The sequence below is a fragment of the Lacrimispora xylanolytica genome (genome assembly GCF_026723765.1).
GTDB lineage: Bacteria > Bacillota > Clostridia > Lachnospirales > Lachnospiraceae > Lacrimispora > Lacrimispora xylanolytica.
This window is the reverse complement of the sequence record NZ_CP113524.1, coordinates 332354-356220: the sequence shown is the minus strand read 5'-3', so window position 1 is coordinate 356220 and position 23867 is coordinate 332354. Positions and strand designations below refer to the sequence as shown.

Below are 23867 nucleotides of genomic sequence, written 5' to 3'. Positions count from 1 at the left end.
TTACATTTCCCTCCTTTCATTGTATTTGCCCTGTTTCATTGGGCATACAGGGATACCCCTGGGTGTTTCATTCGATTTGTCCGTGCTCTCCGGACTGAGCCCTAACGCTTCCATTACCTCTAAAAGACCGGTTCGTTCCTTTAGATTTATGTGGCAGTAGGGTTCCAAAACCCCTGTTTTTCTTAACTGACGGATACACCAGCCGTCATTTTCAGGCTTATCTCCGTTTCCGGTAATGACTCCAATCACCGGTACCCGGAACGCTTTCGCAAATCCCGGCGGGTAGCTTTCCCGGCATGAAGACTGGTCTACCAGCATCAGTACATGGGAGGCATCCTGAGCGGCAGCAATAATATGCTTATGCATCCAGGGACTTTCTAGGTAGACACCCGGGACATCCAGGGTCATTTTCCCATATACCATGTTTTGGGTCCGCCTCGCGGGCTCGTCTATGCCGTTTAGAACATTAGCCAGTGAGGTTTTCCCGCTGCCGCCTGGCCCAATGATCATGATTCTCTTCTTTCTCATGTCTTTGTGACCGGTGGCACGGTGTAACCAAGTACACGTTCCAACGTTACGCATACCGCAGTTAAAGCAGTTTCCACACTATCCACGTCGCCTGCAATGATGACAGATCCGGTAAACCGGTCTAAAAATCCCACCTGCACATCCGCTGCCTTTGCTGCAATATCCGCAGCAATGATGGATGTCTCAAAGGGAGATAAGGTGAGAATTCCAATGGCTCCAAGTTCATCAATGCCCAGGCATTCATATACCTCCCCAATGGGGGATGCGATGACATGGGCAATGGTCACCTGTTTGCCCGGAACGGATTCTTCTATGACACGCTGCTGCATCTCTACCACGACGTTTTCCCCTTTCCTAGTGCTTCACTACAGTAACCGGGAACTGATATTCTTTCATCCAGCCTTCAATCCGGTCTAAATCCTCCGCGCTTAAGCTTGGATCACCTTCAATCGGGTATTCCTTATCCAGCTGATTGTATTTATTCACTCCCAGCTTGTGGTAAGGAAGGAGATCAATTCCCTTAAAATTCTTATCATCACGGAACGGCATCAAAAACTTGATAACCGCATCTATTTCTTCTTTGCTGTCGTTGATTCCCTTTAACATCGGCATACGCACCTTAACGTTATAGCGGCGGTGGAGCAGTTCCTTAATGTTAGTAAGAATCAGCTCATTGCTCACTCCTACCAGCTCGTTGTGCTTTACCGGATCCATATGCTTGATATCAAAGAGGAATAAATCCACATACTCTGCAATCTTTAATATTGTTTCCGTTTTTGTATAACCGCAGGTTTCAATCGCTGTATTGATTCCTTCCCGCTTACAGGCCATTAAAAGGTTTAAGGCTGCCTCCGGCTGGGCGGTCACTTCACCGCCGCCAAGGGTTACCCCTCCGCCTGAAATGTCGTAAAATCCTACATCCTCTTCCACGATCTTAAGCAGCTCTGAAATGGTTTTCACCTCTCCAGCAATGTTAAGCGCCGCGTTGGGACAGACCTTTGTACATTCCATACAGCCGATGCAATCCTTTTCCCGCACAATTTCATGCTTACCGGTCTCGTTGGATATCACATGGATTCCTACGGGGCACACTTTCGTGCACGCCCCGCAGTCTACACAGGAATTTCTTTTATACATCACCTGGAATTTCCGTTCCAGCCCTTCCGGGTTGGCACACCATTTACACCGGAGCGGACAGCCTTTAAAGAACACCAGAGTTCTGATACCCGGCCCGTCATACATATTGTACTTCTGCACATTAAAGATTAGCGCCTTACGTTCAATCTCTCCTGTATTTCCATGGTCCATAGTGATTAATCTCCGTTTCCTATTAGAAATGTGTGAGCATGGTTCTGCTGATGATCTCGTCCTGTACGTCCTTGCAAAGCTCAACGAAGAATGCGCTGTAGCCGGCAACACGTACGATTAAGTCACGATACAGTTCTGGATGCTTTTGAGCCTCGATTAAGGTGTTGTTATCCAGATAGTTGAACTGCATCTCACCGTTTCCGAACATACAAGCAGTACGAAGAAGTGCGATTAAGCTCTCTTCTCCTTCTGGAGTATCAAGAAGTCCTGCCATAATCTTAAAGTTGTGTACCATACCAATGTTCATGCTGTCATTAGACATCTTGGATACGGATTTGATGATAGCTGTCGGTCCCTTAAAGTCGGCACCCTGAGTTGGGCTGATACCGTCAGAAAGAGGAAGCCATGCATTACGTCCGTTTGCAGATGCACCAGTCAGCTGTCCGAATGGAGTGTTGTTTGAAATGGATAAGGTTCCGTGGCTTAACACAGAGTATAATGTTTTATATTTTCTGTGCTCATGCTCGGTAAAGTCAACCAGATCAGCTGCAATTAAATCTGCATAATCATCGTCGTTTCCGTATTTTGGAGCATTTAAGCAATCGGTGCGGATCTGATCGTATCCTACAAAGTCAGCCTTTAATGCTTCATTTAACTGCTGAAGTGTGTATTTCTTCTCATCGAATACCAGCTTTTTGATTGCTGCCATGGAATCTGCATAAGTTGCAAGACCAGACCATACAACACCAGGTCCAAAGTTATACATAGCGCCGCCGGCAGATACGTCTTTTGCCTTTTCCATACATCCTTCGTACATGATGGACATTAATGGCTTTGGTGCTAATTCTCTGTGGATACGCTGAGAAATTACAGTAGCTACAGAAGACCATTTTGTGATGTACTTAATCTCTTCTTTTACTGCTGCCTCAAATTCTTCATAGGTCTTAAAGCTGTTTAGGTCACCCATATCCGGGCAAACCTGCTTGCCATACCATAACGGAACACCCTTGTTTAAAACAAGCTCGATACAGATTGGCCACTGAGTATAAGCAGTTGAGGTCCACTGGTATAAACGACCGGACTTCTGAGGCTCTACACAGCCCATAAGACAGTAGTCACGTGCATCTTCAATGGTAACGCCCTTAGCAAGCATCATCTTGATGTGTGCATCGTCAAAGTGACAAGCTGGGAAGCCCATACCGGAACGAACAACATCTACGATTTTCTTTAAGTACTTCTTCGGGGACTTATTGTGGATACGGCAAGCTAAAGATGGCTGATAAATCTTTACGTGACGAACTGCATCCATTAACAGGTAGGTTAATTCATTAGTCGCATCCTGTCCGCTTCTGGTAACTCCGCCGACGCACATATTTACGAATGGCTGATATCCTGCGAAGAATTTGGAACCGCCCTCGCTGGTGATCCACATCATCTCAGACATCTTAATAAGCATACATCCAGAAAGCTCGAATGCCTGGAAATCGTTCATACGGCCGGACTGGATATCGTCTTTGTAGAATTCGTACATGTACTGGTCTACACGTCCGATGGACATACCGGTCTGGTTCTCTTCTACTACAAGAAGGGATTCGATGGTCCATACAGATTGGATAGCTTCCCAGTAAGTTCTTGGCTTGTGAGCCGGAACATAAGCATTTACTTCAGAAATCTTGTAAAGCTCAGCCTTACGCTTTGGATTTGTTTCTTTGTCTGCAAGCTCTTTTGCATAGTCAGAAAGTCTCTTTGCGTAAATCATAACGCCTTCTGTGGTATCGATGATGGACTTATAGAAGTAGATCTTCTCAATATCATCCGGATTCTGATAATCCAGTTCTTTTAAATGATCCTTTGCTTCCTGCTGAATATCCAGCATGCCCTTCTTCATTAAGATTACGTCGTAACCAGGGTTTGAATCGCCGCCGCCGTTGATTGCGTGGTAGGAACAGTCAGATACGAAAGATTCACCGGATAATTCCCAAACACCAGCTTCACGGTACTGATCTTCACAATACTCATCAACAGATTTGCCTTCCCAGTATGGGAACAGCTCTTCCTTCATGATCTTCTTATCTTCATCAGAGATGTAGAAAGGATCCTGAGGACGGGAACCAATGGTATCAATCTCATCTACCATCCATCTCCATGCGATATCAGGAGAGAATGCACCTGCACGAGGAGCGCCGTTAGGAGCACCAACGATCAGCTCGTTATCCTGGATCACAAGAGGAGCAGTTTCGCAGCAGTAGCGGAAGCATTTTGCACGAAGCATGATCTTAGGCATACCAGGGTTCTCTTTTGCAATCTTAGTGATGGCACGAGCACGGTGTGTTGTGATGGTTGGCTTATGTGTTAAGTAGTTCTCTTTTAATTTCTGAAGTCTTGCAGTGATGCCGTCAGGGATCTCAGTACCCTCCTCAACATTTACATAATTACTCTTAGGAGCGGACTCCTTTTTGTTGATCTCATCAGAAACGCTTTCGAACATCTTCATGAGAGAAGCTCTCTCTTCTGGAGACATGTTCTTGGTCGCTTCTACAAATTTATTAGAAAATTCACGAATATCCAATACGATTTCCCTCTCTTTCTGTTATTTCTCGTCCAGTTCTTTGGACAGTGCCTCTAAGATCTGCTTTAACAGAGCCTTAGCATCTTCCGCACCGTTTTTTCCTTCGGGAACGGCAACATACCCTTTGTCAGCCCGATTCGTCAGCTTTAGGAATTCCTCAGCTTTGCGGACTCCATATCCTACCTTACGGACGTATATGAAGTTCATGGGGGAGACATTATCTGCAGTCATTCCTGCACCTGACGTGATGCTTCCTAAGGTCATAGCCGGGAACAGATTCGTTGTTGCTCCCATACTTCCAAGGGTAGCCGGTGTGTTCACAAGAACTCTTCCGACTGGTTTTTTACATGCGAACTGGCGGATTACTTCCTCGTCTCTGGAATGGATCACCAGGGTGTGACCGTGGCTTTCATTGACCAGAAGGCTCATGCATTTCTCGCAGGCATGCATCCAGTCGTGCTCAATGTAATAAGCAAGTACCGGACAGAGAAGTTCTTTTGCAAATGGGTTTCTTTCTGAAATATACTTCTGTTCAGAAACTAAAACCGTGGTAGAATCAGGTACTTCAAAACCTGCTCGTCTGGCTAGCCAGTCCGCCGGTCTTCCCATGATCTCGGTATCTGCCGTTCCACTTTCCAGCCAGAGAAGATCGATTAACATCTTTTCTTCCTCGCTGTTCATGAAATAGGCATGATTCCTTACCATCTCTGCTTTTACATCTGCTGCGATTACGCTGTCCACGACCATATACTGCTCTGCCGCAGATACGATTCCATAATCAAAGGTACGGCTGGTGATAATATCTGCCACGGCCTGTCTTACATCAGCGGACCGTTCGATAAATACAGGACCATTGCCTGTTCCGCCGTAGATGTAAGGCTTTCCGCTTTCCGCTGCCTTTTTGCAAAGCTCCGGCACTCCGGTATTGATCACCATTGCCGCTGCCGGGTGGTGAATCAGCTCCAGTGCACCTGCTGTTGTTACTGTTTTTAAATATCCGATGGCACCTTCCGGCAGGCCGCAGGACTTGCCTGCCTCCTGCAACCGGTTAAGGAGCCTTCCGGTTACTTTTTTTGCTCTTTCATGGGGAGCAATCACGATTGGGTTTCCCGATTTCACAGCGATGAGCACATTATAAATCGCTGTGGAAACCGGGCTCACTGCTGGCGTTAAGGCCGCAATGACACCTACCGGAACACCGATATCCATGGTCTTTAACTCATGGTCTTCGTTAAGAATTCCGACACAGGTCATTGGATCAAGCTGTTTTGGAAGAGTTTCACAGATAAATGTGTTCTTCACAAATTTATCCTGCCAGCGTCCATATCCGGTTTCTTCTGCGGACATGACCGCCAGCTCCTCTGCCATTTCCTTAGCAGCCATAGCAAGGACACCTACGATATGATCAAGCTTCTCTTGGGGGAAGGTAAGCATGCTTTCTCTGGCTTCTCGTGCGCTTTCCATTAAAATCCTGGCCTCCTGAATGGAGAGCAGGTCTTTATCTATAAAACTCATTTCCATATCTCCCTTCGTTCGGGATGTCTGTTATTCCTCTGAAGAAGCTGTGGGAATCGCGTATCTCTTTACGATCTTGGCAAGATCGGGATGAGGTCTTGGGATGACCACAGAGCTATATACCTCAGCTCCTAAATTATTAACAGCTTTGATTCCTGCTTCTACCGCAGTCTTACAGGCGCCTACATCACCCTGTACCAGAACTGAGATATAGCCGGAAGCTACGTTCTCATATCCAACCAGTTCTACTTCTGCTGCCTTACACATTGCATCAGCCGCTTCCAGTACGAATACCAAACCAAATGTTTCAATTGCGCCTATGGCTTCATATCTTTCCATATACTGTTTCCTTTCCTTATGCGTCTATATCATGAACTGATACAATGTCACCAACCTCTTTGATTGGTCTTGGCATAACATTCTTTGCCGTCAGCTTACCGATGGCTGCGGCGGCTTCAGCGCCTGCATCTACGGAAGAACGAACAGCTGCTACATCACCCTTTACCATAATGGTAACTAACGTGGAGCCTACATTTTCATAAGAAATCAATTCAACATCTGCTGCCTTTAACATCTTATCTGCAGCTTCCAGTGCCGGAACCAGTCCGACGGTTTCCACAAGCCCTAAGGCTTCATCTCCGTAATATCTCACCTTGAGTAAACCTCCTCGAATTATTTGTGGCGGTATTTTTTGTCTACGTATTTGTCAACAGCACTTCTTCCGTCGTCGTTGATTTCGTAGTACATACGCAGAACTCCGTTCTTGTCCAGATCGTGGCTGCTTAAGCTTACCATTCCATTGGCTTCCAATGACATAACGTGATCAATGTAACGCTCTTTTGTAAACTGGCGCTCATTGCCGTATTCTGGCTTTAACGCCTCCATGATCTGATCAACGTCTGCACTCTTTACTCCGTATAAATAGTTTAAAACTGCTGTTCTTGCAGGTAATAACATACGCTTATTCCCCTTTCCTGAATAAATCAAGTGGATTCATGGTAACCAGAATCGCACCCAATACGATTACAATAGAACCGATTACGATCGTAGGAGTAACTGCCTGTCCCAGGAAAAGGATACAGAAGAAAACGCCCCAGAAGGCATAGGTTACATTTAAGGACATACCAATTGCACAACCTACGGTTGAATTGCTCTTGTACCAGCAAAGGAAAGATACGGCTGCACATAAGCCTGCTGCTGCAAGCCAGATTACAGGTACTCCTGCTGCCAGTGTTCCACCTAAAAGTCCAAGACCTCCAACGATAGGAAGAATTACAAATAAATCAACGATACCAGAAATGAGCTGACGTAAGTTAACTGCTACATCTGTATCAATCATAGCTCCGCCATAAGTAGAACATACTCCTTCTAATGCCCAGCTAATCGCTGCTACAAAAGCACAGATGATTCCTAACGTAAAGTTAGGGCTGCCTTCTGGTTTTGTCCAGTTGATAATAATAGCTCCAATTACACACACCAGCATACCAGCAGTAACTCTCTTGGTTATCTTCTGCTTTAAAAAGATCCTTGCAAAAATTGCACCAAACAAAGCGCATAACGCAGAGATCGGGATCGCATAAGCTCCTGCCAGCGCAAGGCCTACCAGGTAAGCTCCATTGGCGATCGGACCTCCGAGAATCGAACCAAGTACAATCATTTTACCAGGGAATGTGTTAAGACTTCTTCCCATCTCACGGATACGGCCGCTCTTCGCATTGTAGATTGTAAGCCAGATGCCTGCGAAAAGATCATTTAAACCGGAACATACATAAGGTCCTGCTAACAATCCAGCTGCACCTGCAAGGGGAGCATAACGTCCCGCTAAGAGTACTAAGACCGTGTAGATTCCGTAGGTAAGTCCAGAAAATGCACCAGTAGATAAACCAGTTACTCTGAACTTTTTGTTGATAGCTGCCATTTGCTTATCCGCAGATGCGGCTGTCATTCCTTGGTTGCTCATTACTTAATCTCCTTCTTATCCTTCGGAAGAATTGTCTCAACCTCTGCATGAGGACGTGGAATTACATGAACAGAAACTAATTCTCCAACTCTCTGTGCTGCTGCTGCTCCTGCATCAGTTGCTGCCTTAACAGCTCCTACATCACCTCTTACCATAACAGTAACAAGGCCGCCGCCTACGAATTCTTTTCCGATTAAAGTTACGTTAGCTGCCTTTACCATTGCATCTGCAGCTTCAATTGAGCCGATCAGGCCCTTTGTCTCGATCATTCCTAATGCATCATATTTCATTACTTAATCCTCCTTTTTATTAAACAGGTCCATTGGGTTTAAGGAAACTAAAACAGCGCCTACGATAATGATGATAGAACCAATGATTATCGTTGGGGTGATAGGCTGGTTGATAAACAGAATACAGAAAAGCACACCCCAGAATGCGTAGGTAATGTTAAGGGACATTCCTACCGCACAACCTACCGTACTGTTGGATTTATACCAGCAAAGATAGGATACAGCCGCACAGAATCCGGAAAGCACAAGCCAAGCTACTGGTGGAACTGCCTGCATGGTACTTCCTAATAGACCCATACCACCTAAAATAGGCAGAATTACAAATAAGTCTACAATACCAGATAATAACTGGCGGATATTAATAAGTACATCAGAATCCAGCATAGCACTTCCGTAAGCAGCAAATACTCCTTCCAGTGCCCAGCCAATGGCTGCGATGAATGCGAAGATAATACCAAGTGTAAAGTTGGTACTTCCTTCTGGTTTCACCCAGTTGATAACAATAGCTCCAACGACACAAATCATCATTCCTGCACCAACTCTCGGAACAATCTTTTGCTTTAAGATGATTCTGGAGAAAAACGCACCAAACAGAATATACATGGCTGAAATGGGGATTGCATAAGCTCCTGCCATGCTAAGTCCTAACAGGTAAGCGCCGCTGGCGATCGGTCCGCCTACAAAGGAACCGATTAGTGAGATCTTTCCTGGAAACAGCTTAAGGCTTCTTCCAAGTTCATTGATTCGTCCGGTTTTGATGTTATAACCAGTAAGCCATATACCTGCGAACAAATCGTTAAGACCTGAAGTTACATAAGCCAGAATCAGTGCTCCCGTAAGTCCCGGAATTACATCTGTTGCTCCGGCCAGCGGTGGATACTGCCCAGCGATCAATACGAAGGTCGTATAAAGACCATACATAAGACCGGATATGATACCCGCTGTGATACCAATCTTTTTGAATTTCTTTCGTGTTTCTGTCATCGTTTAATTTCCTCCCCCAATTGAGTTGGGCGCGAAGCTGCGCCACTCCTGCTTCATTTCTTCACGTTCAGCTGAAAACGCTTAGAAAACACCTCACACCAGCAAATCAGTTAATGTTACTAATTTTCAAAAGGTGTCATGTGTTTTTCTATGCATTTAGTATAGGTCTTACCCCTATGGGGAATGTCAACCAGTTTTTGTTTTTTTTTAAGTCCAATAACTGGATGAAGCTGATTGCTTCCTCATATGCGCCTAAATATATGTAAATCAGGCTCTCAAAAATCAAAGAACCGCCTGAACTCAAAAAAAGGGGGGTGCTGCAAAATGGATAAAAATCAACAAGATGTGGTATCTGATCGTTTTATCAACGTCAGCATCTTGTATGAAAAATTCATTTTACAACACCCTCCAGACACTATCTGTATATGGGCACATTGACCTCAGTAACAAACTCCTCAGGATCTCTGGTGGTCCAATAGTCCACCACATACCGCTCATAGCTTTCCTTGCCGCACTTATAACCTTTTTTCTCGGCCCAGGCTAGTATCTTCTCGTATTCTTCATCGATGTTCTCAAGCTTTCCGATATGGTAAACAGATGCAGCCATAAACCCTCCATAGGTCTGGCGGTCCATACAGTCCTTGCAGGGGTGTATCGCTTCCTGCATGATGGTGGCACGCTTGCAGCTGCCATTCATCTTATCTTCAAAGGACTGGAACTTAAGGATCACTGCTCCCGTAATCTCATTCTCAGCCTGTTCTAAGTAATTGGTCCATTCTATATTAATGATGGATTCCATGTAGTTATAATCAAAATCCTGTTCCAGACAGCAGTAAGTGACTTCCGGAATATACTTGACGGCGACGTCATGAACATCGTTTTCCCGTACCATCTTTGCTTCCTGAATCAGCTCATACCAGTCCTTTACAGCAATGTAGCTGTTGTGGATCTGCTGTTCCTGAAAGCGAAGCTGCTCAATCTTGTTATGAAAATTCTGCTCAAGATAGTAATAGGTGTTACCTTCCACGAGCCCTTGCATCTCTTCCAGCTTAAATCCCATCTGCTTGTAATACTTTACAACCGGGACGGTAAGGAGCGTTTCTTTATTATAATACCGGTAGCTGTTCTCCTTACAGATCATGTCAGGAGATATGATGCCGATTTTATCATAGAAGCGCAGAGCCTTGGTTGAAATATTACAGATTTTACTTACTTCCCCAATCGAGAATAATTTTTCGTCTTTCATGTAAGCCCCCATAGCATAGTCGTATCTACAGTAACTGGTTCTTTTGCCTTTTCCTACACGCCCCATGTGCATACATATTGTAAGTATAATCCTTCCTGTATAGGGGAAGGTCAACCACAAGTTATACTAGTATTTTAATATAAAACGCACAATTTGAAAAGTATTAAAATATGTAAAAAAAGGCCTCAGGCGTTTCCTTTTACCGAATCGCCTGAGGCCATAAGCTTTCCTTACTTTAAACGGTCAACCATCTCCATGATTTCTTTCTTGGATTTTACTCCTACAGATGTAGCTGCAAGCTTTCCGTCTTTAAAGATACCAACAGTTGGAATACTCATTACCTTAAACTGTCCTGCCAGCTCCTGGTTCTCATCTACGTCAACCTTGCCGACCTTTAAATCTGGAACGTTGTCTGATGCTATCTCATCAAGGATTGGTGCAAACATCTTACAAGGACCACACCAGGTTGCCCAGAAATCTACAAGTACAATGCCTTTGCTGTTAACTACCTCTGACTCAAAATTGTTCTGATTCAATGTAACGATTGCCATAACTATATTCCTCCTTCAATTAAAATGATTCTCTTACCATGTAATTTGACTCATTTTATAGTTTTATCATAAATGTATGAATTATCCTGCGTTTTTAGATAAATATAAGAAACTGTAACTTCTGTAATATCAGCTTCGTTACTGTTATTATAAAAGTTACAGTTATATTTGTCAATACATTTTTTTAATCTTTCAAATCAAAACCTAAAAGGCTGATTTTCTTAAGGAACTTTTCTTTATAATCATCAATGCTGTTATGCTCTGGCTGTTCCTTGCCTGTGTTGAACTTATCCTGCTCCATGATTCCCGAAGATATTCTGCCGCCCTGATATCCTCCGCTCAGCTCCAGACGCAGGCTTTTTTTCCCATCATCCGTTGTAATGTTTAAACTGGATATCTGGAAAGAACGCTTTCCTTCCACCCCGTTGCCAAAAAAGAGCTTGGAATCAACGGCAAATTCCCTGCCTTGTAAGGATGCCTTACCGTCAAGGGAAAGTCCCCCGTTATTTTCTGTTACCAGAGAAAAGTATCCCAGGCCGTCCACTTCTATCTTATTTAAATTCATGCTCTTATCAATGGTAAAGGTGATGCGCCTTGATTCTCCCTGGGTCCTCTCATCCTTTAACATCTGACCCCATTCCTTATTATCCTTTAAGGGGCCATCTGAGACAAAGTCTCCCACCCGACCTAAATATTCATCAAATAAGGCGGCTGGAACATCCGCAGTTATTACCACACCAACATTGTCTTTGGTCTTAAATCGGATCTGGCTGCCAGCCATCATATGTAAGGAGTCCCTCCCAAGGGTTTCAAGGCGGTTCTTCACGTCACTCTTTTTCCCTGGGGTAAGAGTAAATCCTAATGAATTGCGAAGAGACTCCTGTGTGGTCTGAGCCGAAATGTCCGTGATCCCGGGAATGTGGAACACCACATTTTCCTGGTCCGCCCAGTAACTGATGCCTTCCCGAATCGCTCCTAAGAAGTACACATTAAGACTTCCCTGGGAAAAGGCATCTCCCTGGCTTCGCTGCTCTGTAAAGGAGATTCCAAGCCCTCCGGGAAGGAGGAGAATGGAGTGCCCGTTCCATCTCACTTCATCGGCCACCAGCTTTAAGCTGTCCTCGTAGGCATTACCCTCGCCCTCATCCTGGTTCCACAGCTTTAACAGCTGCTCCCTGGTAGAGAGCGCAGACCGGGTCAAATAAAACTTGGCATAATACCTGGGCAGCACATACCAGACAGCCGTGAAAATAATTCCCAGAGCCAGAAAAATGGTACATAGCTTTACGACCCACGGCTTTACTCCTGGTATGTGAAATTTCTTTTTTTTATTAGAACAATCCTGTTTCACTAAGTTTTTCTTCAAAGAATTCATTCAGTTCATGCACCTTCTTCCGCAATACGATACCAACCAGATACGAAATAGGAATAAAGATCAATGCGTATCCTAAATACCTGTAGTAATCATTTTGATACATTCCTCCCACGCATTCTCTCATGGCATTGATAATGTGAGTAAACGGAAGCAATGGATTCACCATCTGGAAGAACCTTGGCGTTACCTGGATCGGGAACGTTCCACCAGAGCCTGCAACCTGAAGTACCAGAAATACGATGGAAATCGCTTTACCTACGTCTCCAAAGGAAACGGTCAGCGAATAGATAATAGTGATAAATATAAAGCTGGCTGTAACTGCTGCTAATACAAATTTTCCAGGGTAGAGACATTGAATCTTAAGCAGGTATATATCTCCCAGAGACACAACAAGTGCCTGAATGGAACCAATGAGCAAAAATAACAGATATCTGCCAAAATAAGTTTCGTATAGCTTAAGCCCCTCTGCCCTTTCCTCCTCGACCTTACATTTAATCAAGGCTACCAAAAGCGTACCCCCTACCCAGATGGCAAGAGTGGTATAGAACGGGGTCATTGCAGATCCGTAAAGCTCGATTGGATAAATCTTATTGGTGACCATATCCGTTGGAGTCTTCATAAACTCGCTGAACTGCTCCGGATCATTCTTCATGATGTCCATGACCTTATTGAGCTGCTTGCTGTCAGCGACTTTGTTCACATCCGCAATCATATCATCAATACGTTCCTGGCCCCTGGCAATCATATTTTTGGTACTGTCAAGGGTCTCGATGAGGCTCTGAGAAGAAGAAGTAACACTTGTTAAAGTACCGTCTACCTGGCCAATTAGACCTCCCAGACTGTCTAATGCTCCTGATGTAGCACCCAGGGTGTCATACATCTTATCGAGACTGTCATTAAGAGGAACCTCAACTCTGCCTTTATAGAAATTCTGTGTATCTGAAGTCGTATTATAAAGTCCATCTAATACGTTACCAATATCCGACTCCATATCGCTTGGCAGCTGTTTTGTCTGACGGACGGTCTTTTCCGCCGCGGCAAGCTTTGCGATGGCGTCCTGCTGCTGCTTTGCCAGAACCGTAAGCTGCTTTTGCAGCTCAGTGGCATCGGAAATAGGTATGGGGAGATACTTATTAATGGTGGTAAGGATTTTATTAATTCCATTAATCTGTTCAAGCCCTGCCTGCAAAAGCCCCTGAATATTCTTTAAAGAATCTGCAATGGCATCCGCAGAAGTACCAGAAAGCTTATTAACAACACGGAACGTATTATAAACCGTTTCTTCTGTTTTCACAATGTTATCAAGAATATCATCAAGCGCATCGGTCATGATGGTGGAAAAGCCTCTGCTGGAATCAATGAGAGTCTTTGCGCTATCTGCTGTCTGTCCACCGGAGTTTACCAGTTTATCGACATCAGGGAGAGTTCCTTTCACTCCGTCATTTAAAGAATTTACAGTCTTTAAGGTAGACTGAAGTATTGTTATGGTATCGGAAATCTGGCTTAAATCATCTTTTGCATCAGTAAGAGAGCTGACCACATCGTTTCTGTCAGTTTCCTTATTGGTACTCCAGTCTTCAGATTTATTATTTAATACCTTTGCCATCACTTTGGAGGTTGTATTGATAAAGGTCTCATTGATCTGCTGCTGAACGGTCTCAACACCTTTGTTTGTTATTTTCGTAGCAATGGCATTCTTCTTTTCATTTACATAATATTGCAGCACCGGACGTTCAATGTTTGTAGTGAGAACACTTGATATTTTCTGGCTGAAATCCTCAGGAATCACAACGGCTGCATAATATTTCCCTGACTGCACGCCGTCGATGGCTGCATTCCCTTCAACAAACTGCCAGCCAATATTGTCATTCTTTCTTAATTCATCCATGACCATCTCACCAATGTTAATGGAGGAATCATCAATATCCGTATCAAATATGCTGTCTATGGACGCTCCTTTGTCATTATTCACGACCGCAACCTTAAGGCCCTTTGTATTTCCATATGGATCCCAGCTTGCTGCAATATTAAACCAGGCATATAACGATGGCAGGATAATCAGGCCCAGTGCAATGATGATGGCCACCGGATTCATCGTAATACGCTTTAAATCGTCAACAAAAATCTTCCATATATTTTTAATATGTGACATAGCAACCTCCTTGGTATTCATTTTGATCATTTAATTTCGTATTATATTATTTCCTAACCTTAAATGCAATGCCTTATCCTGTTAAAATAATCCATTGTATCGCTTATATGTGTTTTTTTATCAGCATATTGCATCAAATATGAAGCATTTTAAGGAATAAAATGAAAAAAGGACTCCCAGAAACTGGAAATCCGAAAAATCCAAAAATAAAGAGCGCGAGACGGGACTCGAACCCGCGACCCCGACCTTGGCAAGGTCGTACTCCACCAACTGAGCCACTCGCGCATAACTGTTAAAAACGTATCATTTTAAGACAAAGAGATTATAACATAATTAACCAGGAAATGCAAGAGGTGAAATGCAAATTTTGCATTTCCCGGTTATGTATGATATTTGAGTTTTGTGTCTACAAGAAAATCTACGCCCAGCATATCAGCTGTCCGCCGGACTTCGGTCTGCTCATGGTCAAATAATTCCGCATATTTTGCCACCAGAGGCCTTTCCTTACTCACCAGTCGGTTTAAATGATGGTTCAAAATGGCATGAAGGCGTTCCGTATCCTTGGCAAGTATGGCATCTACTAATTCCCTGTGCTGCTTGACAATTCCTTTTTCAATTCCGGAATCCGCCATAAAAAGAAGCCGGATTCTCCGGTAATGGCCGGAATTGGCAGTCAGGATATCATTACAGTACCCTTTATTGGCTCCATCGTAGAAGATGGAATGAAAATAATTATCCTCAGAAAGGAAGGCACGGATATCACCCGACTTTTCTAACTTTTCCTGTCTCTCTAAAGACATCTCAAGAGCGGTAATTGTTTTTAAGTTGCACACTGCCATGAATTCCATCATGACATTCTCTTCCACACAGGTTCTTAAAAACCGTTCGTTCCTAACCTTATCATAATCGATTTTGGATATCATGGTTCCCCTTTGGGGCAGAAAGGTAATAAGCCCTTCTTTGGAAAGACTTATGAGTGCATCACGCACTGGGGTTCTGCCAACCTGATAGGATTCGCTGATGTCCTTAATGCTAAAAATCATTCCAGGGCGCAGCCTTAAATCCAGTATATCCGTCCGCAAAATATCATAAATAGGTTCTACCTGGCTGTTGTCTGTTTCGCCCATCAATGCCTCCTGCTAATAGCTTAATACTTCCCTGTACATCTTCAGGGCCTCATCTGGACTATAATTATAATACAAAAGTATGTCTAAAGCAAATGGTGAATATGAAATTCCATTGATTTTCCTGGAAAAGTACATTCCTCCGATCTCGGACAATGCCCGAAGCGTTGATTTATTCTTAAATCCGAGGACGTTCCATAGGATAATTTTTTCATTTCTGGTATAAATTCCCTCTATTTCTTCTTCCATATAATGAAAGATCTCATGGCCCAATATTAGCTTTATTACCTCTTCTTTGGTCATGAGTCCATCAAGCCCTGATTCTTCCGTCAACCGGCTGATGGGTTCTGTCATAATCTCCACCCGATCGGGAGGTGTAAAAAGAGCAAATAACACTCTGTCTGCTATCTGCCCTCTGTCTGTAAATTCCACCTTAAGTTTTAGTTTTTCTGCTATTATCCAGGGATCATTCGTACCAAATTCTTTCATAGCCTTAGCAGCAGTCTCTTCCCCGCAGCGTATGGCCTTTTCTATCATGGCTTCTTTTTCTTTATCGGTCACTTTATTTTTCAGGATATCCCTGGAGAATGCGTACATTCCCCAGGATCTGTCCGGAACCTTAAATAATTCTTCCGCCATAATCTTAAGCTGTTTTTGATCCATATCCTTCTCCAAATAACTTAGCTCTGTTTTCTGTTGGCTGCTACTACAAGAACCTCTTCATTGGCTTCCAGGGAGGAAAGCTCCAGATCAATCAGAAGCTCCAGCTGCTCAAAGTCCTGAGCGGCAAAGTCCATGACGCGGGCGCCCATACAAAGGTAATAATCAGGACGTATAATAAGGTCTGTCTGGTATACGGCCAGGTCTTCCCAAAGCTTTTTCATACCTTCGATACAGCCTTCTGCCGTTGTCTTAAGACTCATACCACGGCCTCGCTGAACCTTTATGAATCCTTTTTTATCAATAATTCGAATGGCACCTGCTCCATCTGCTTCCGACTGATCTCCATATATATAGAAATAATCGGAGCTTGCAAGAAGCTTGGCTGACTCATCTGGGATTCTCATATCCTCGGCTGCCAGGTGACGGGCTTCGGTTTCATCACACTCTTTTAAAAGATCGGCCGTTTTTACTTCCGTAGAACCGGTGGCAATAGCAGTTACCTTAGAGGTCTGAGGATCGATTTCAATATGAATCTCTACCGATTCAGCCGTTGCACCTGATTCGATGGCTTTGTTTAAGGCCTCATTTTTAAGGGACTTGATGTCCTCTTTTGACGGGGAAGGAATGATACGCTCTACCACGTCTCTGACCATGGAGAGTGCAACTCCAATGGAGGAAATAACTTCTGCATTTTCTGGAATGGAGTATTTGACTCCCATCTTTTCGCTGAAATAAATGATGAGGGAAGCGGCTCCTCCGCCTACTCCTACCAGTGAAATCTGATCTTTTTCCAGTTTGTATTTTTCAGCCAGCTCAAGGATTACCGGCTCAATTTTCAAATAAGCCTTCTCCATAATCTGTCTGGCAATGTCTTCTACCGTAGTATTGCAGTAATCTGCAAGGGCTTTCATGGCCTTTTGGGCTGATTCCACATTTCCGTAGGAGAAATGCTCTTTCTTTACAAGCCCAAGTACATTGGCTGCACAGGAGTTGGTAATGGTAACGGCAGAGCCGTCTTCCATGCGGATTCTTACATAATCATCTGGATCACCAGGCTTTGGAGAGAAGAACTCTACCTTTGGCCCTTTGATTTTATCTGTGTCTGTAAATACGGAATAGTCAAGTCCTGCGATATGAGCAGAACGAGGTCCTACATCAACGATTCCCTGTTTATTGGCACGCACCATGGAACCGCCTGCCACGCCGAGAACCCGTACGTCAAGGGAGGAAATATAAGTGGGGTGTCCTCCTACGATGGAATAATCAATGGCTGGACGGCCATTTTTAATAACACCGATGTTTGTTGTGGTTCCACCAACCTCGAAATAAACACCGTTACTTGCACGAAGGTACATAAGAGATCCCATAACAGAAGCTGCCGGGCCGGAAAGCATGGTAAGAACCGGACGTTTCTTCATCTCAGAAATTTCCATAACACCGCCGTCACCTCTCATGATCATAAGGGGAACGTTAACGCCTGCTTCTCTTACGGAATTTTCCGTAGAGCTTGCGGTATCCAGCATCTTTGGAAGGATAGAGGCATTGATTGCTGCTGTTCTGGTACGTCTTGTCAGTCCATAGAGCTTTGTAATATCAGAAGCCATAGTGGTTGGGATTCCCTTTTCGCTGGCTGCTTCATAAACCTCCTGCTCCGGGCCTCCGTCATCTACTCCAAATGCCATGGAAGAGACAAATACCTGTGCGCCTGACTGTTTCATGGAATCGATGGTGCTGCTTACCATGGAACGGTTCATTTTCTTTACGTTGATAAATTCATTTACTATATTAATCTTTTTCTGATTTCCCAAATCGATATCAGCGATTTTCGTCTGTCTTTTTGCAAGAAAGCCTTCAAATCCGCCTTTTGCCATACCGATAACTCCTACTTTGGCAACGTCTCCTTCAATCAAGGCATTGGTGGCCTGTGTGGTGGAGTGTGCAACGAAGACAACATCATCGGGGCTGATTTCATTTTCCTTTAAACAGTTCTGAAATGATCGAACGACTCCTGCCGCTACGCCTCTGGGATCATCATGTGTCGTTTTCACCGAAGATTTCCCAATGATTTCGTGGGTGGCGTTATCAATAGCAACTGCTTTGGTATGGGTGCCTCCCACATCGATGCCCATTCTTACTGATCTTCCCATTTTAAGAATCTCCTTTCTTCCTTTGATCCCTTTTAACAATGGAACTGGCGGCTGCCCGCCAGTTCCCTGTGGTTTAGAACAATCCGCCGTAAAGAACAAATACCGCGATGCAACAGATGGCACCTATGATCCAGCCTGTTGGGATTGACATTTTCATATAATCTTTTGTGGATACTTTGGTGTAACCAAATCCCCATGCAACCCATGACTGGGTAATATCAAGATGCTGAGGAGCAATGGTCGTAATAGCAAACAGAGGGAATAAAAATGCTACCGGTGCATTTGGAATGGCAGCAATGACTACGGCAAGAATAGCGGTTCCTGATCCAACCAGGTTCATGGGGCCTCTAAAGAAGCCAAGAGGTGTTAAGACCGCAAAGGTAATTGCCAGTAAAATAGCTGTTTTTGGAACAACTCCGCCAAGGATAGCGGTAAAGTAAGGTGCTGCATAGGTTGCTGCATTGTTGAACATGGATAAGCTGAGAAGGAAACCAACCATAGGGGCCACGTCAATGGAACCGTCGGTAAACAGCTTTGCAAAAAGTCTGCAGATTTCAGAATAAGAACCTTTCATCTTACCAGTTGTAACAAGTGCATAGATTGCGGAAATACAGAATCCAAGAATAATCGGAAGCTTAAATGCAACCACACCGATGACTGGAAGAATAACAGAAATCCAGGAAATAGCTGGAGCATTGTCACTTGTCTGAGAAGCAGATGCTGCCCAGGCATGGGAAGTCTTCTTATTCATAGAGATGTTTGACACGATAAGTACTACTACCAGGGCAACGATCATACAGATCAGACCAATCTGGAAATAGTCGTTATAGGTATAAGCTTCTGCTTCTTTGTTAAACCCAGCATAAATAGTCTGATACTGCTTGAAGTTTACAATGTTTCCGAAGATACCTGCCATAATGGAACCCATGAAGCTGAACATGGCTACCGGTGCCGGTATTCCTAAGGAAAGCATGATTGGAAGTACGATAACTGCGATGGAGATAACAGGACCGATACCAGTCATGGACATGAAGATGATTGCAGTCGCAACACATAAAAGACCTAAGGTGATTCTTGGCTTGTCACCACCAAGTTCAACGACCTTACGGATTAAGGTTGCAGCGATTCCTGTATCAACTAAAACCCTTCCAAAGAATGCGCCAAAGAATACATTAACGAGAATTGATTTTGCATAACCTGCCGGACCATCTGCGTAGACATAAGTCAGCACGTCGATGACGGACTTGCCCTCCATGGCTGAATTTGGTGAAAATGAATTTCCCACCATGGCAAGTACGGTCCAGAATGTAGCCATAACCGCAAACCCCACCATAAGATTGAGTCCCTTCACACAGTACCATACCATGCCAAGGAAGGACAAAATCATGATAATACCGATGATTACATTGATGTTCATACGAACCCTCCTTAAAATAAAATGTTTTTAAATAGTAACCCGCAGAAGAATCCATGGCTCTTCCGCCTCCCCACAGAGGGCGTGCGCCTTCTGTCGATACTAATATATTAGTACTAAAATATCAGTCTGTATATGGGTAATATACCAGTTTTGAATGTATATTTTTGTGTAATACTTACAAATATATCTCAAAACCACCCCTTAGTTGTTGTACTTTACACATTTAATTTCTTTTCAAAATCCAATGTTTCCCTTGCATAATATATCAGTTATGTGTTGGTTACTTCCTAATCATTCTACCCATATCTCCAAATTCTAACATTTCTTTTCCAAATTTTTTTATTAAACCTTATTGGGAGCATTGATTTTAGTCCATTTCGCTTTCCATTATAACGGATTTCATGGTATAATCAGAGGTAAAGAAACGAAGGAAAAAGCGCTCCTGACGCGGACCGTTTTTATAAACAGTGCCGTAGAAAAAGACGGCAGAACGGAGTTTTTCATGCCACTCTTACCACTTCAGAAAATATCCCCCCGGAAAGGAAGCGAGGACGCCAGGCAGTACGCCTACCGGGTGCTTAGATATTTCATTCTGAATCTCCATCTTCCCCCCGGAAGGAAGATGAATGAAATTGAATTTGCCGATGCACTTGGTATCAGCCGTACGCCGGTCCACGATACGCTATATAAACTCTCCAGAAAAAGTCTGGTGGATATTATTCCCCAAAAAGGTGCTTTCGTCTCTAAAATAGATACCAGAAGGCTGGAGCAGACCCTTTGGATTCATAACCAGCTGGGTACTGCCATGATAAAAAATATTTTTATCCGCAATGTAAAAGGTTCTCAGTTTGACGTTTTATACCTTGTCTTAAAGGAGATGGAAGACCATCTTTCCCAGGGAGATTTGTCCCAGTCAGCCAGACTGATCATGGATTATTACAAGCTTTTATACGAGCTTGGGGGAAAGATGGATTATATTTGGGAGTCCGTCCAGATCGCCGGCATGGATTTACAAAGGTTTCTTTATCTATCCGCCAAGGACATCACTGCAACCAAGGAATTTCTGTCGGATCTCACTGACCTTTCAGATGCTATGGCCGGGAGGGATACGGATCGGGCATGCAGCATTTATCATCATCATTTATCAAAGATCTTTCTCCTGCTTCCAGCTATGATGGAAGAAAATCCCCATTACTTTACAGACCAAAGGAGCAAAGATTCAGACGAACTATCTGACAGCACACCATAATCATCTTAGGAGGTATACCTATGATTTTCGGAAACATACAAAATTCCATGCTGGAAACAGAGCTTGCCCTTTTACCAAAGCCCCTTCGTGATGCCATCTGTTTTTTAAGAGACCATGATATGGCTGCTCATGAGCCTGGTGTATTTGAGATTGACTTATCCGGAGTATCGGCGGTGCTTCAGGTTCTTGATTTAACCACAGCACCCAGAGAACATCTTCGCCCGGAGGTCCACAGAAAGAACATTGATGTCCAGTTTCTGGCTTTTGGCGGACCGGAAGAAGCTGGATTTTACAGCGATAACGGCACTGGTATTGTTGATGAAGATCTTCTTGATACGCCAAGAGATATTTTGTTCTATAAAAATGATGGAGATGCACCGGAAGGTCGAATCCGTCTGATGACGGGTTCGTTTGCTATTTATTTTCCATGGGATGTTCACATTCCTGCGATTCAGGTGGGTGATCAGTCTGCTCCCCTTCGTAAAATCGTGATTAAGGTGCCCTTGGATAGTTGTTTGGATGAAGTCGGTTTAGCTGGAAGCGGTTTAGTTAAAAACGGCTTCTCAGACGCCTTATCCCAGGAGAAACCACTATGAAGTCGAGCCAGTATATCACTCAATTATCTTTAAAGGATCCGGCTGAAAGACGGGAGGCTTTAAAGACAGTTCTAAAACAGGAGGAGCTTTCTTTTTACACTCAGGAAGAAGAACCTTCTTCCAAAGCCCCAAAAGGAATTATAAACATTCTTTTAACTCCCTGGAGCAACGATCCGGGATTATTGTTCTGCGCCCATTATGATGCTGTTCCCGGAAGTTTTGGTGCGAATGACAACGCTGCTTCTTTATGCATTTTAATTGAGCTTGCAAAGGTATTAAAGGAGAAGAATATCTCTGCCAGAATCGTATTTTTTGACGGAGAGGAAACTGGTAATACAGGCAGTAAGCTCTTCGTCGCCAGCAAAGAGATGGAGAGTATTACAGGGGTAGTGAATTTAGATGTTTGTGGTTTTGGGGATACCATCGCAGTCTATGACCGTGGAAATGCAAAAAAGGAGCCTGTCCGCTCCTTTTGTTCTAAAACTATTTTGGATTCTCACAATGGACTTCTCGTGAAATACCTTCCTCCCAGCGACGAAGCTTCTTTTACAGGGAGACGGGTTCCAGCCATCAGCGTTGCTATCATTCCTCACTGGGACATCCAGTATTTAAGCGCCTTGTCCCAGATGGGAAGTGGCATACTAGGACGACCTCCGGAGTTTGACATGATCTTATCCCAGATGGAGGTCACCACAACCATGCACGGCGGATACCGGGATTCTCCGGAATGGGTTCAAAAAGAGGCTATGAACCGGATTTACCGATATTTACTGGAGGCGATTATGACTCGTCCGGAGAGAAAAAAGGGCTGGTTTCAGGGCTGGGGCATAAGCTCACCTAGCACTTTCAACACCAGAAACAATATGGATTAAAGCCCCGTTTTCTAGGATAGTATTGCCGGATATTTTTTTAGCTTGATAAAACTATAAAGAAAGCAAATAAAATGTTCAGACTCAGATTCTTACTAGTTTTGAATAAATATTTTTTTAATAATCAGGATATCTATGCTGAATCAAAACTCCAAAACTGCCTTACAAACTATTACTTTTAAGATAAATTATAATAAAATACCTCCAAACTGATACATTTCATTATATCAGCTTGGAGGTAGAATGAATTCAAGATAATCTCTTCCCCTAAGAAAAGAATTACTGTTCTTCCCTTCTTAAAAACATCGCTATATTTTTGTATGCTATTTCATCACTTTTATCAATACTTTTTTTAATAATATATTCTATTTCTCATTTAATTTGTTCCTCATTGAAATATTTTGAAATCATTCAACCTCGATTTAAAATTATCCCAAAATCTGAAAAGTCTCTTGCTAATCGTTTGATGCTAATTAGATTAAAGTCATAAACTTCATAAGCTCCCTCTATTTCCTCTGGACCAATAAACACATGATATGAAAAAAAGAAGTCATCTATATCATCCCCAAATTCTTATTGCAATGAATTCAAAGCCTTTATTATCATGTTCTACTCCTAAAATTATCAATCATATACTTCTTACTATCCATATATATTCTTGACATAATTGTATAATTCTGGTATATCTAAAATACCATATTGACACAATTTTCTATACTCTTCTTCTGAAAAATATTCTTTCTGAGATTGTATATCTCCATTTTCATATAGTTCTTTATTCATATGATAAATTTCTAACGGACAAAGCAAATAATTTGGTCTACGTTTCCCATAAAAGCTTTTAAAAATTGTCCACTTTAGTTTTCCTTGAAATAATTCTATATGACCTTTTAATTCATCAATATAGGATTCATCTACCAACCTAAATGATAATGTAGGAATTCTATAATAAATATCATCAGCATTATACATATTATATTTTAATTGTTCAATGATAAAATGTTTTTTTAAATATTCAGCTAAAATATTTGTATTATCCATTCATATCTCCTTGGTGATCTAAATTATATACTTGTATCTAAATTTAATAATCGATCAGTATTCCTTCAAAATTCAATTTATTAACCATTTCAAAGTATTTCCTTTCAGAAACAGGAATCTCACTATATCTTGGATTATAGACATATTATCCATTAGAGTATACTTAATGAATATTCATATAAATCTGCTAAATCTTATAATATAGGAAATGCACCGGTCGGAAATAGATACTTTGATTAAACATAGACATCGTCGACGTTGCATTTGTCACTTAAGCATTAAA

General features: G+C 43.0%; 23 protein-coding genes and 1 tRNA gene. 3 read left to right on the top strand and 21 right to left on the bottom strand.

Features of this window, described 5'->3' with window-relative positions:
• From OW255_RS01740 to OW255_RS01645, 20 genes are all read right to left on the bottom strand, one after another.
• A complete protein-coding gene (locus tag OW255_RS01740) occupies positions 1 to 528 on the bottom strand; it encodes a EutP/PduV family microcompartment system protein (RefSeq protein ID WP_024837619.1) in 528 nt (175 codons plus the stop codon).
• Positions 525 to 857 (bottom strand): BMC domain-containing protein, encoded by a 333-nt coding sequence (locus OW255_RS01735; RefSeq protein ID WP_034598571.1) that lies wholly within the window; start codon positions 855 to 857, stop codon positions 525 to 527. The genes OW255_RS01740 and OW255_RS01735 overlap by 4 nt, the downstream gene beginning before the upstream one ends.
• Positions 858 to 882: 25 nt before the next feature.
• The gene (gene cutD, locus OW255_RS01730; RefSeq protein ID WP_024837621.1) at positions 883 to 1836 is read right to left on the bottom strand and encodes a choline TMA-lyase-activating enzyme; all 954 of its coding nucleotides are present in this window, start codon (positions 1834 to 1836) and stop codon (positions 883 to 885) included.
• Between the two features lie 22 nt (positions 1837 to 1858).
• Positions 1859 to 4405 carry a choline trimethylamine-lyase gene (cutC, locus tag OW255_RS01725; RefSeq protein WP_024837622.1) on the bottom strand — a complete coding sequence of 849 codons (2547 nt, stop codon included), beginning with the start codon at positions 4403 to 4405 and terminating at the stop codon, positions 1859 to 1861.
• A gap of 21 nt (positions 4406 to 4426) precedes the next feature.
• A complete protein-coding gene (locus OW255_RS01720; protein WP_268115424.1) occupies positions 4427 to 5920 on the bottom strand; it encodes an aldehyde dehydrogenase family protein in 1494 nt (497 codons plus the stop codon).
• A gap of 30 nt (positions 5921 to 5950) precedes the next feature.
• Positions 5951 to 6259, bottom strand: a complete 309-nt coding sequence (locus tag OW255_RS01715; RefSeq protein ID WP_024837624.1) for a BMC domain-containing protein — start codon at positions 6257 to 6259, stop codon at positions 5951 to 5953.
• 16 nt (positions 6260 to 6275) lie between these two features.
• Positions 6276 to 6572 (bottom strand): BMC domain-containing protein, encoded by a 297-nt coding sequence (locus OW255_RS01710; RefSeq protein ID WP_024837625.1) that lies wholly within the window; start codon positions 6570 to 6572, stop codon positions 6276 to 6278.
• A gap of 20 nt (positions 6573 to 6592) precedes the next feature.
• Positions 6593 to 6877: a hypothetical protein gene (locus tag OW255_RS01705; protein WP_024837626.1), complete on the bottom strand. Its 285-nt coding sequence runs from the start codon at positions 6875 to 6877 to the stop codon at positions 6593 to 6595.
• A 4-nt stretch (positions 6878 to 6881) separates the two neighbouring features.
• Positions 6882 to 7880: a DMT family transporter gene (locus OW255_RS01700; protein ID WP_024837627.1), complete on the bottom strand. Its 999-nt coding sequence runs from the start codon at positions 7878 to 7880 to the stop codon at positions 6882 to 6884.
• Positions 7880 to 8170, bottom strand: a complete 291-nt coding sequence (gene eutM / locus OW255_RS01695) for an ethanolamine utilization microcompartment protein EutM (protein WP_024837628.1) — start codon at positions 8168 to 8170, stop codon at positions 7880 to 7882. The genes OW255_RS01700 and eutM overlap by 1 nt, the downstream gene beginning before the upstream one ends.
• 3 nt (positions 8171 to 8173) lie before the next feature.
• Positions 8174 to 9154, bottom strand: a complete 981-nt coding sequence (locus tag OW255_RS01690; protein WP_024837629.1) for a DMT family transporter — start codon at positions 9152 to 9154, stop codon at positions 8174 to 8176.
• Positions 9155 to 9569: 415 nt separating this feature from the next.
• A complete protein-coding gene (locus OW255_RS01685; RefSeq protein ID WP_024837630.1) occupies positions 9570 to 10400 on the bottom strand; it encodes a MerR family transcriptional regulator in 831 nt (276 codons plus the stop codon).
• Positions 10401 to 10630: 230 nt separating this feature from the next.
• On the bottom strand, positions 10631 to 10951 hold the full coding sequence (gene trxA, locus OW255_RS01680) for a thioredoxin (RefSeq protein ID WP_024837631.1): 321 nt from the start codon (positions 10949 to 10951) through the stop codon (positions 10631 to 10633).
• Between the two features lie 184 nt (positions 10952 to 11135).
• A complete protein-coding gene (locus OW255_RS01675; protein ID WP_268115423.1) occupies positions 11136 to 12326 on the bottom strand; it encodes a hypothetical protein in 1191 nt (396 codons plus the stop codon).
• Complete coding sequence (locus tag OW255_RS01670; protein ID WP_268115422.1) at positions 12283 to 14478, bottom strand: YhgE/Pip domain-containing protein; 2196 nt, start codon at positions 14476 to 14478, stop codon at positions 12283 to 12285. Before OW255_RS01670 ends, OW255_RS01675 begins: the two co-directional genes overlap by 44 nt.
• A gap of 212 nt (positions 14479 to 14690) precedes the next feature.
• Positions 14691 to 14763 (bottom strand) — tRNA-Gly (locus OW255_RS01665).
• Positions 14764 to 14858: 95 nt separating this feature from the next.
• A complete protein-coding gene (locus OW255_RS01660; protein ID WP_268115421.1) occupies positions 14859 to 15605 on the bottom strand; it encodes a GntR family transcriptional regulator in 747 nt (248 codons plus the stop codon).
• A 12-nt stretch (positions 15606 to 15617) separates the two neighbouring features.
• The gene (locus OW255_RS01655) at positions 15618 to 16265 is read right to left on the bottom strand and encodes a hypothetical protein (RefSeq protein ID WP_268115420.1); all 648 of its coding nucleotides are present in this window, start codon (positions 16263 to 16265) and stop codon (positions 15618 to 15620) included.
• A 17-nt stretch (positions 16266 to 16282) separates the two neighbouring features.
• Positions 16283 to 18412, bottom strand: coding sequence for a hydantoinase/oxoprolinase family protein (locus OW255_RS01650; RefSeq protein WP_024837636.1), 2130 nt, complete (start codon positions 18410 to 18412; stop codon positions 16283 to 16285).
• A gap of 73 nt (positions 18413 to 18485) precedes the next feature.
• Positions 18486 to 19829 (bottom strand): hypothetical protein, encoded by a 1344-nt coding sequence (locus tag OW255_RS01645; RefSeq protein ID WP_024837637.1) that lies wholly within the window; start codon positions 19827 to 19829, stop codon positions 18486 to 18488.
• Positions 19830 to 20331: 502 nt separating this feature from the next.
• Here OW255_RS01645 and OW255_RS01640 point away from each other — a divergent pair.
• From OW255_RS01640 to OW255_RS01630, 3 genes are read left to right on the top strand one after another with little or no spacing between them, the layout of a single operon-like run.
• Entirely contained in the window at positions 20332 to 21078 is a 747-nt protein-coding gene (locus tag OW255_RS01640; RefSeq protein ID WP_268115419.1) for a GntR family transcriptional regulator, read from the top strand.
• 20 nt (positions 21079 to 21098) lie between these two features.
• Entirely contained in the window at positions 21099 to 21674 is a 576-nt protein-coding gene (locus OW255_RS01635; protein WP_268115418.1) for a NanQ anomerase/TabA/YiaL family protein, read from the top strand.
• Positions 21671 to 22546 carry a M28 family peptidase gene (locus tag OW255_RS01630; RefSeq protein ID WP_024837640.1) on the top strand — a complete coding sequence of 292 codons (876 nt, stop codon included), beginning with the start codon at positions 21671 to 21673 and terminating at the stop codon, positions 22544 to 22546. The genes OW255_RS01635 and OW255_RS01630 overlap by 4 nt, the downstream gene beginning before the upstream one ends.
• A 639-nt stretch (positions 22547 to 23185) precedes the next feature.
• Here the strand turns inward: OW255_RS01630 and OW255_RS01625 are convergent.
• Entirely contained in the window at positions 23186 to 23584 is a 399-nt protein-coding gene (locus OW255_RS01625; protein WP_268115417.1) for a hypothetical protein, read from the bottom strand.
• Positions 23585 to 23867: the final 283 nt, after the last annotated feature.

Bases quoted from the DNA above. Each gene is read 5' to 3' on its own strand.
- OW255_RS01675 (WP_268115423.1), bottom strand. From the start codon at position 12,326: ATGAATTCTTTGAAGAAAAACTTAGTGAAACAGGATTGTTCTAATAAA.
- OW255_RS01630 (WP_024837640.1), top strand. From the start codon at position 21,671: ATGAAGTCGAGCCAGTATATCACTCAATTATCTTTAAAGGATCCGGCT.
- OW255_RS01635 (WP_268115418.1), top strand. From the start codon at position 21,099: ATGATTTTCGGAAACATACAAAATTCCATGCTGGAAACAGAGCTTGCC.
- OW255_RS01705 (WP_024837626.1), bottom strand. From the start codon at position 6,877: ATGTTATTACCTGCAAGAACAGCAGTTTTAAACTATTTATACGGAGTA.
- OW255_RS01625 (WP_268115417.1), bottom strand. From the start codon at position 23,584: ATGGATAATACAAATATTTTAGCTGAATATTTAAAAAAACATTTTATC.
- OW255_RS01700 (WP_024837627.1), bottom strand. From the start codon at position 7,880: ATGAGCAACCAAGGAATGACAGCCGCATCTGCGGATAAGCAAATGGCA.
- cutD (WP_024837621.1), bottom strand. From the start codon at position 1,836: ATGGACCATGGAAATACAGGAGAGATTGAACGTAAGGCGCTAATCTTT.
- OW255_RS01735 (WP_034598571.1), bottom strand. From the start codon at position 857: ATGCAGCAGCGTGTCATAGAAGAATCCGTTCCGGGCAAACAGGTGACC.
- eutM (WP_024837628.1), bottom strand. From the start codon at position 8,170: ATGAAATATGATGCATTAGGAATGATCGAGACAAAGGGCCTGATCGGC.
- OW255_RS01685 (WP_024837630.1), bottom strand. From the start codon at position 10,400: ATGAAAGACGAAAAATTATTCTCGATTGGGGAAGTAAGTAAAATCTGT.
- OW255_RS01660 (WP_268115421.1), bottom strand. From the start codon at position 15,605: ATGGGCGAAACAGACAACAGCCAGGTAGAACCTATTTATGATATTTTG.
- OW255_RS01650 (WP_024837636.1), bottom strand. From the start codon at position 18,412: ATGGGAAGATCAGTAAGAATGGGCATCGATGTGGGAGGCACCCATACC.
- OW255_RS01740 (WP_024837619.1), bottom strand. From the start codon at position 528: ATGAGAAAGAAGAGAATCATGATCATTGGGCCAGGCGGCAGCGGGAAA.
- OW255_RS01690 (WP_024837629.1), bottom strand. From the start codon at position 9,154: ATGACAGAAACACGAAAGAAATTCAAAAAGATTGGTATCACAGCGGGT.
- OW255_RS01715 (WP_024837624.1), bottom strand. From the start codon at position 6,259: ATGGAAAGATATGAAGCCATAGGCGCAATTGAAACATTTGGTTTGGTA.
- OW255_RS01720 (WP_268115424.1), bottom strand. From the start codon at position 5,920: ATGAGTTTTATAGATAAAGACCTGCTCTCCATTCAGGAGGCCAGGATT.
- OW255_RS01655 (WP_268115420.1), bottom strand. From the start codon at position 16,265: ATGGATCAAAAACAGCTTAAGATTATGGCGGAAGAATTATTTAAGGTT.
- OW255_RS01670 (WP_268115422.1), bottom strand. From the start codon at position 14,478: ATGTCACATATTAAAAATATATGGAAGATTTTTGTTGACGATTTAAAG.
- trxA (WP_024837631.1), bottom strand. From the start codon at position 10,951: ATGGCAATCGTTACATTGAATCAGAACAATTTTGAGTCAGAGGTAGTT.
- OW255_RS01645 (WP_024837637.1), bottom strand. From the start codon at position 19,829: ATGAACATCAATGTAATCATCGGTATTATCATGATTTTGTCCTTCCTT.
- OW255_RS01640 (WP_268115419.1), top strand. From the start codon at position 20,332: ATGCCACTCTTACCACTTCAGAAAATATCCCCCCGGAAAGGAAGCGAG.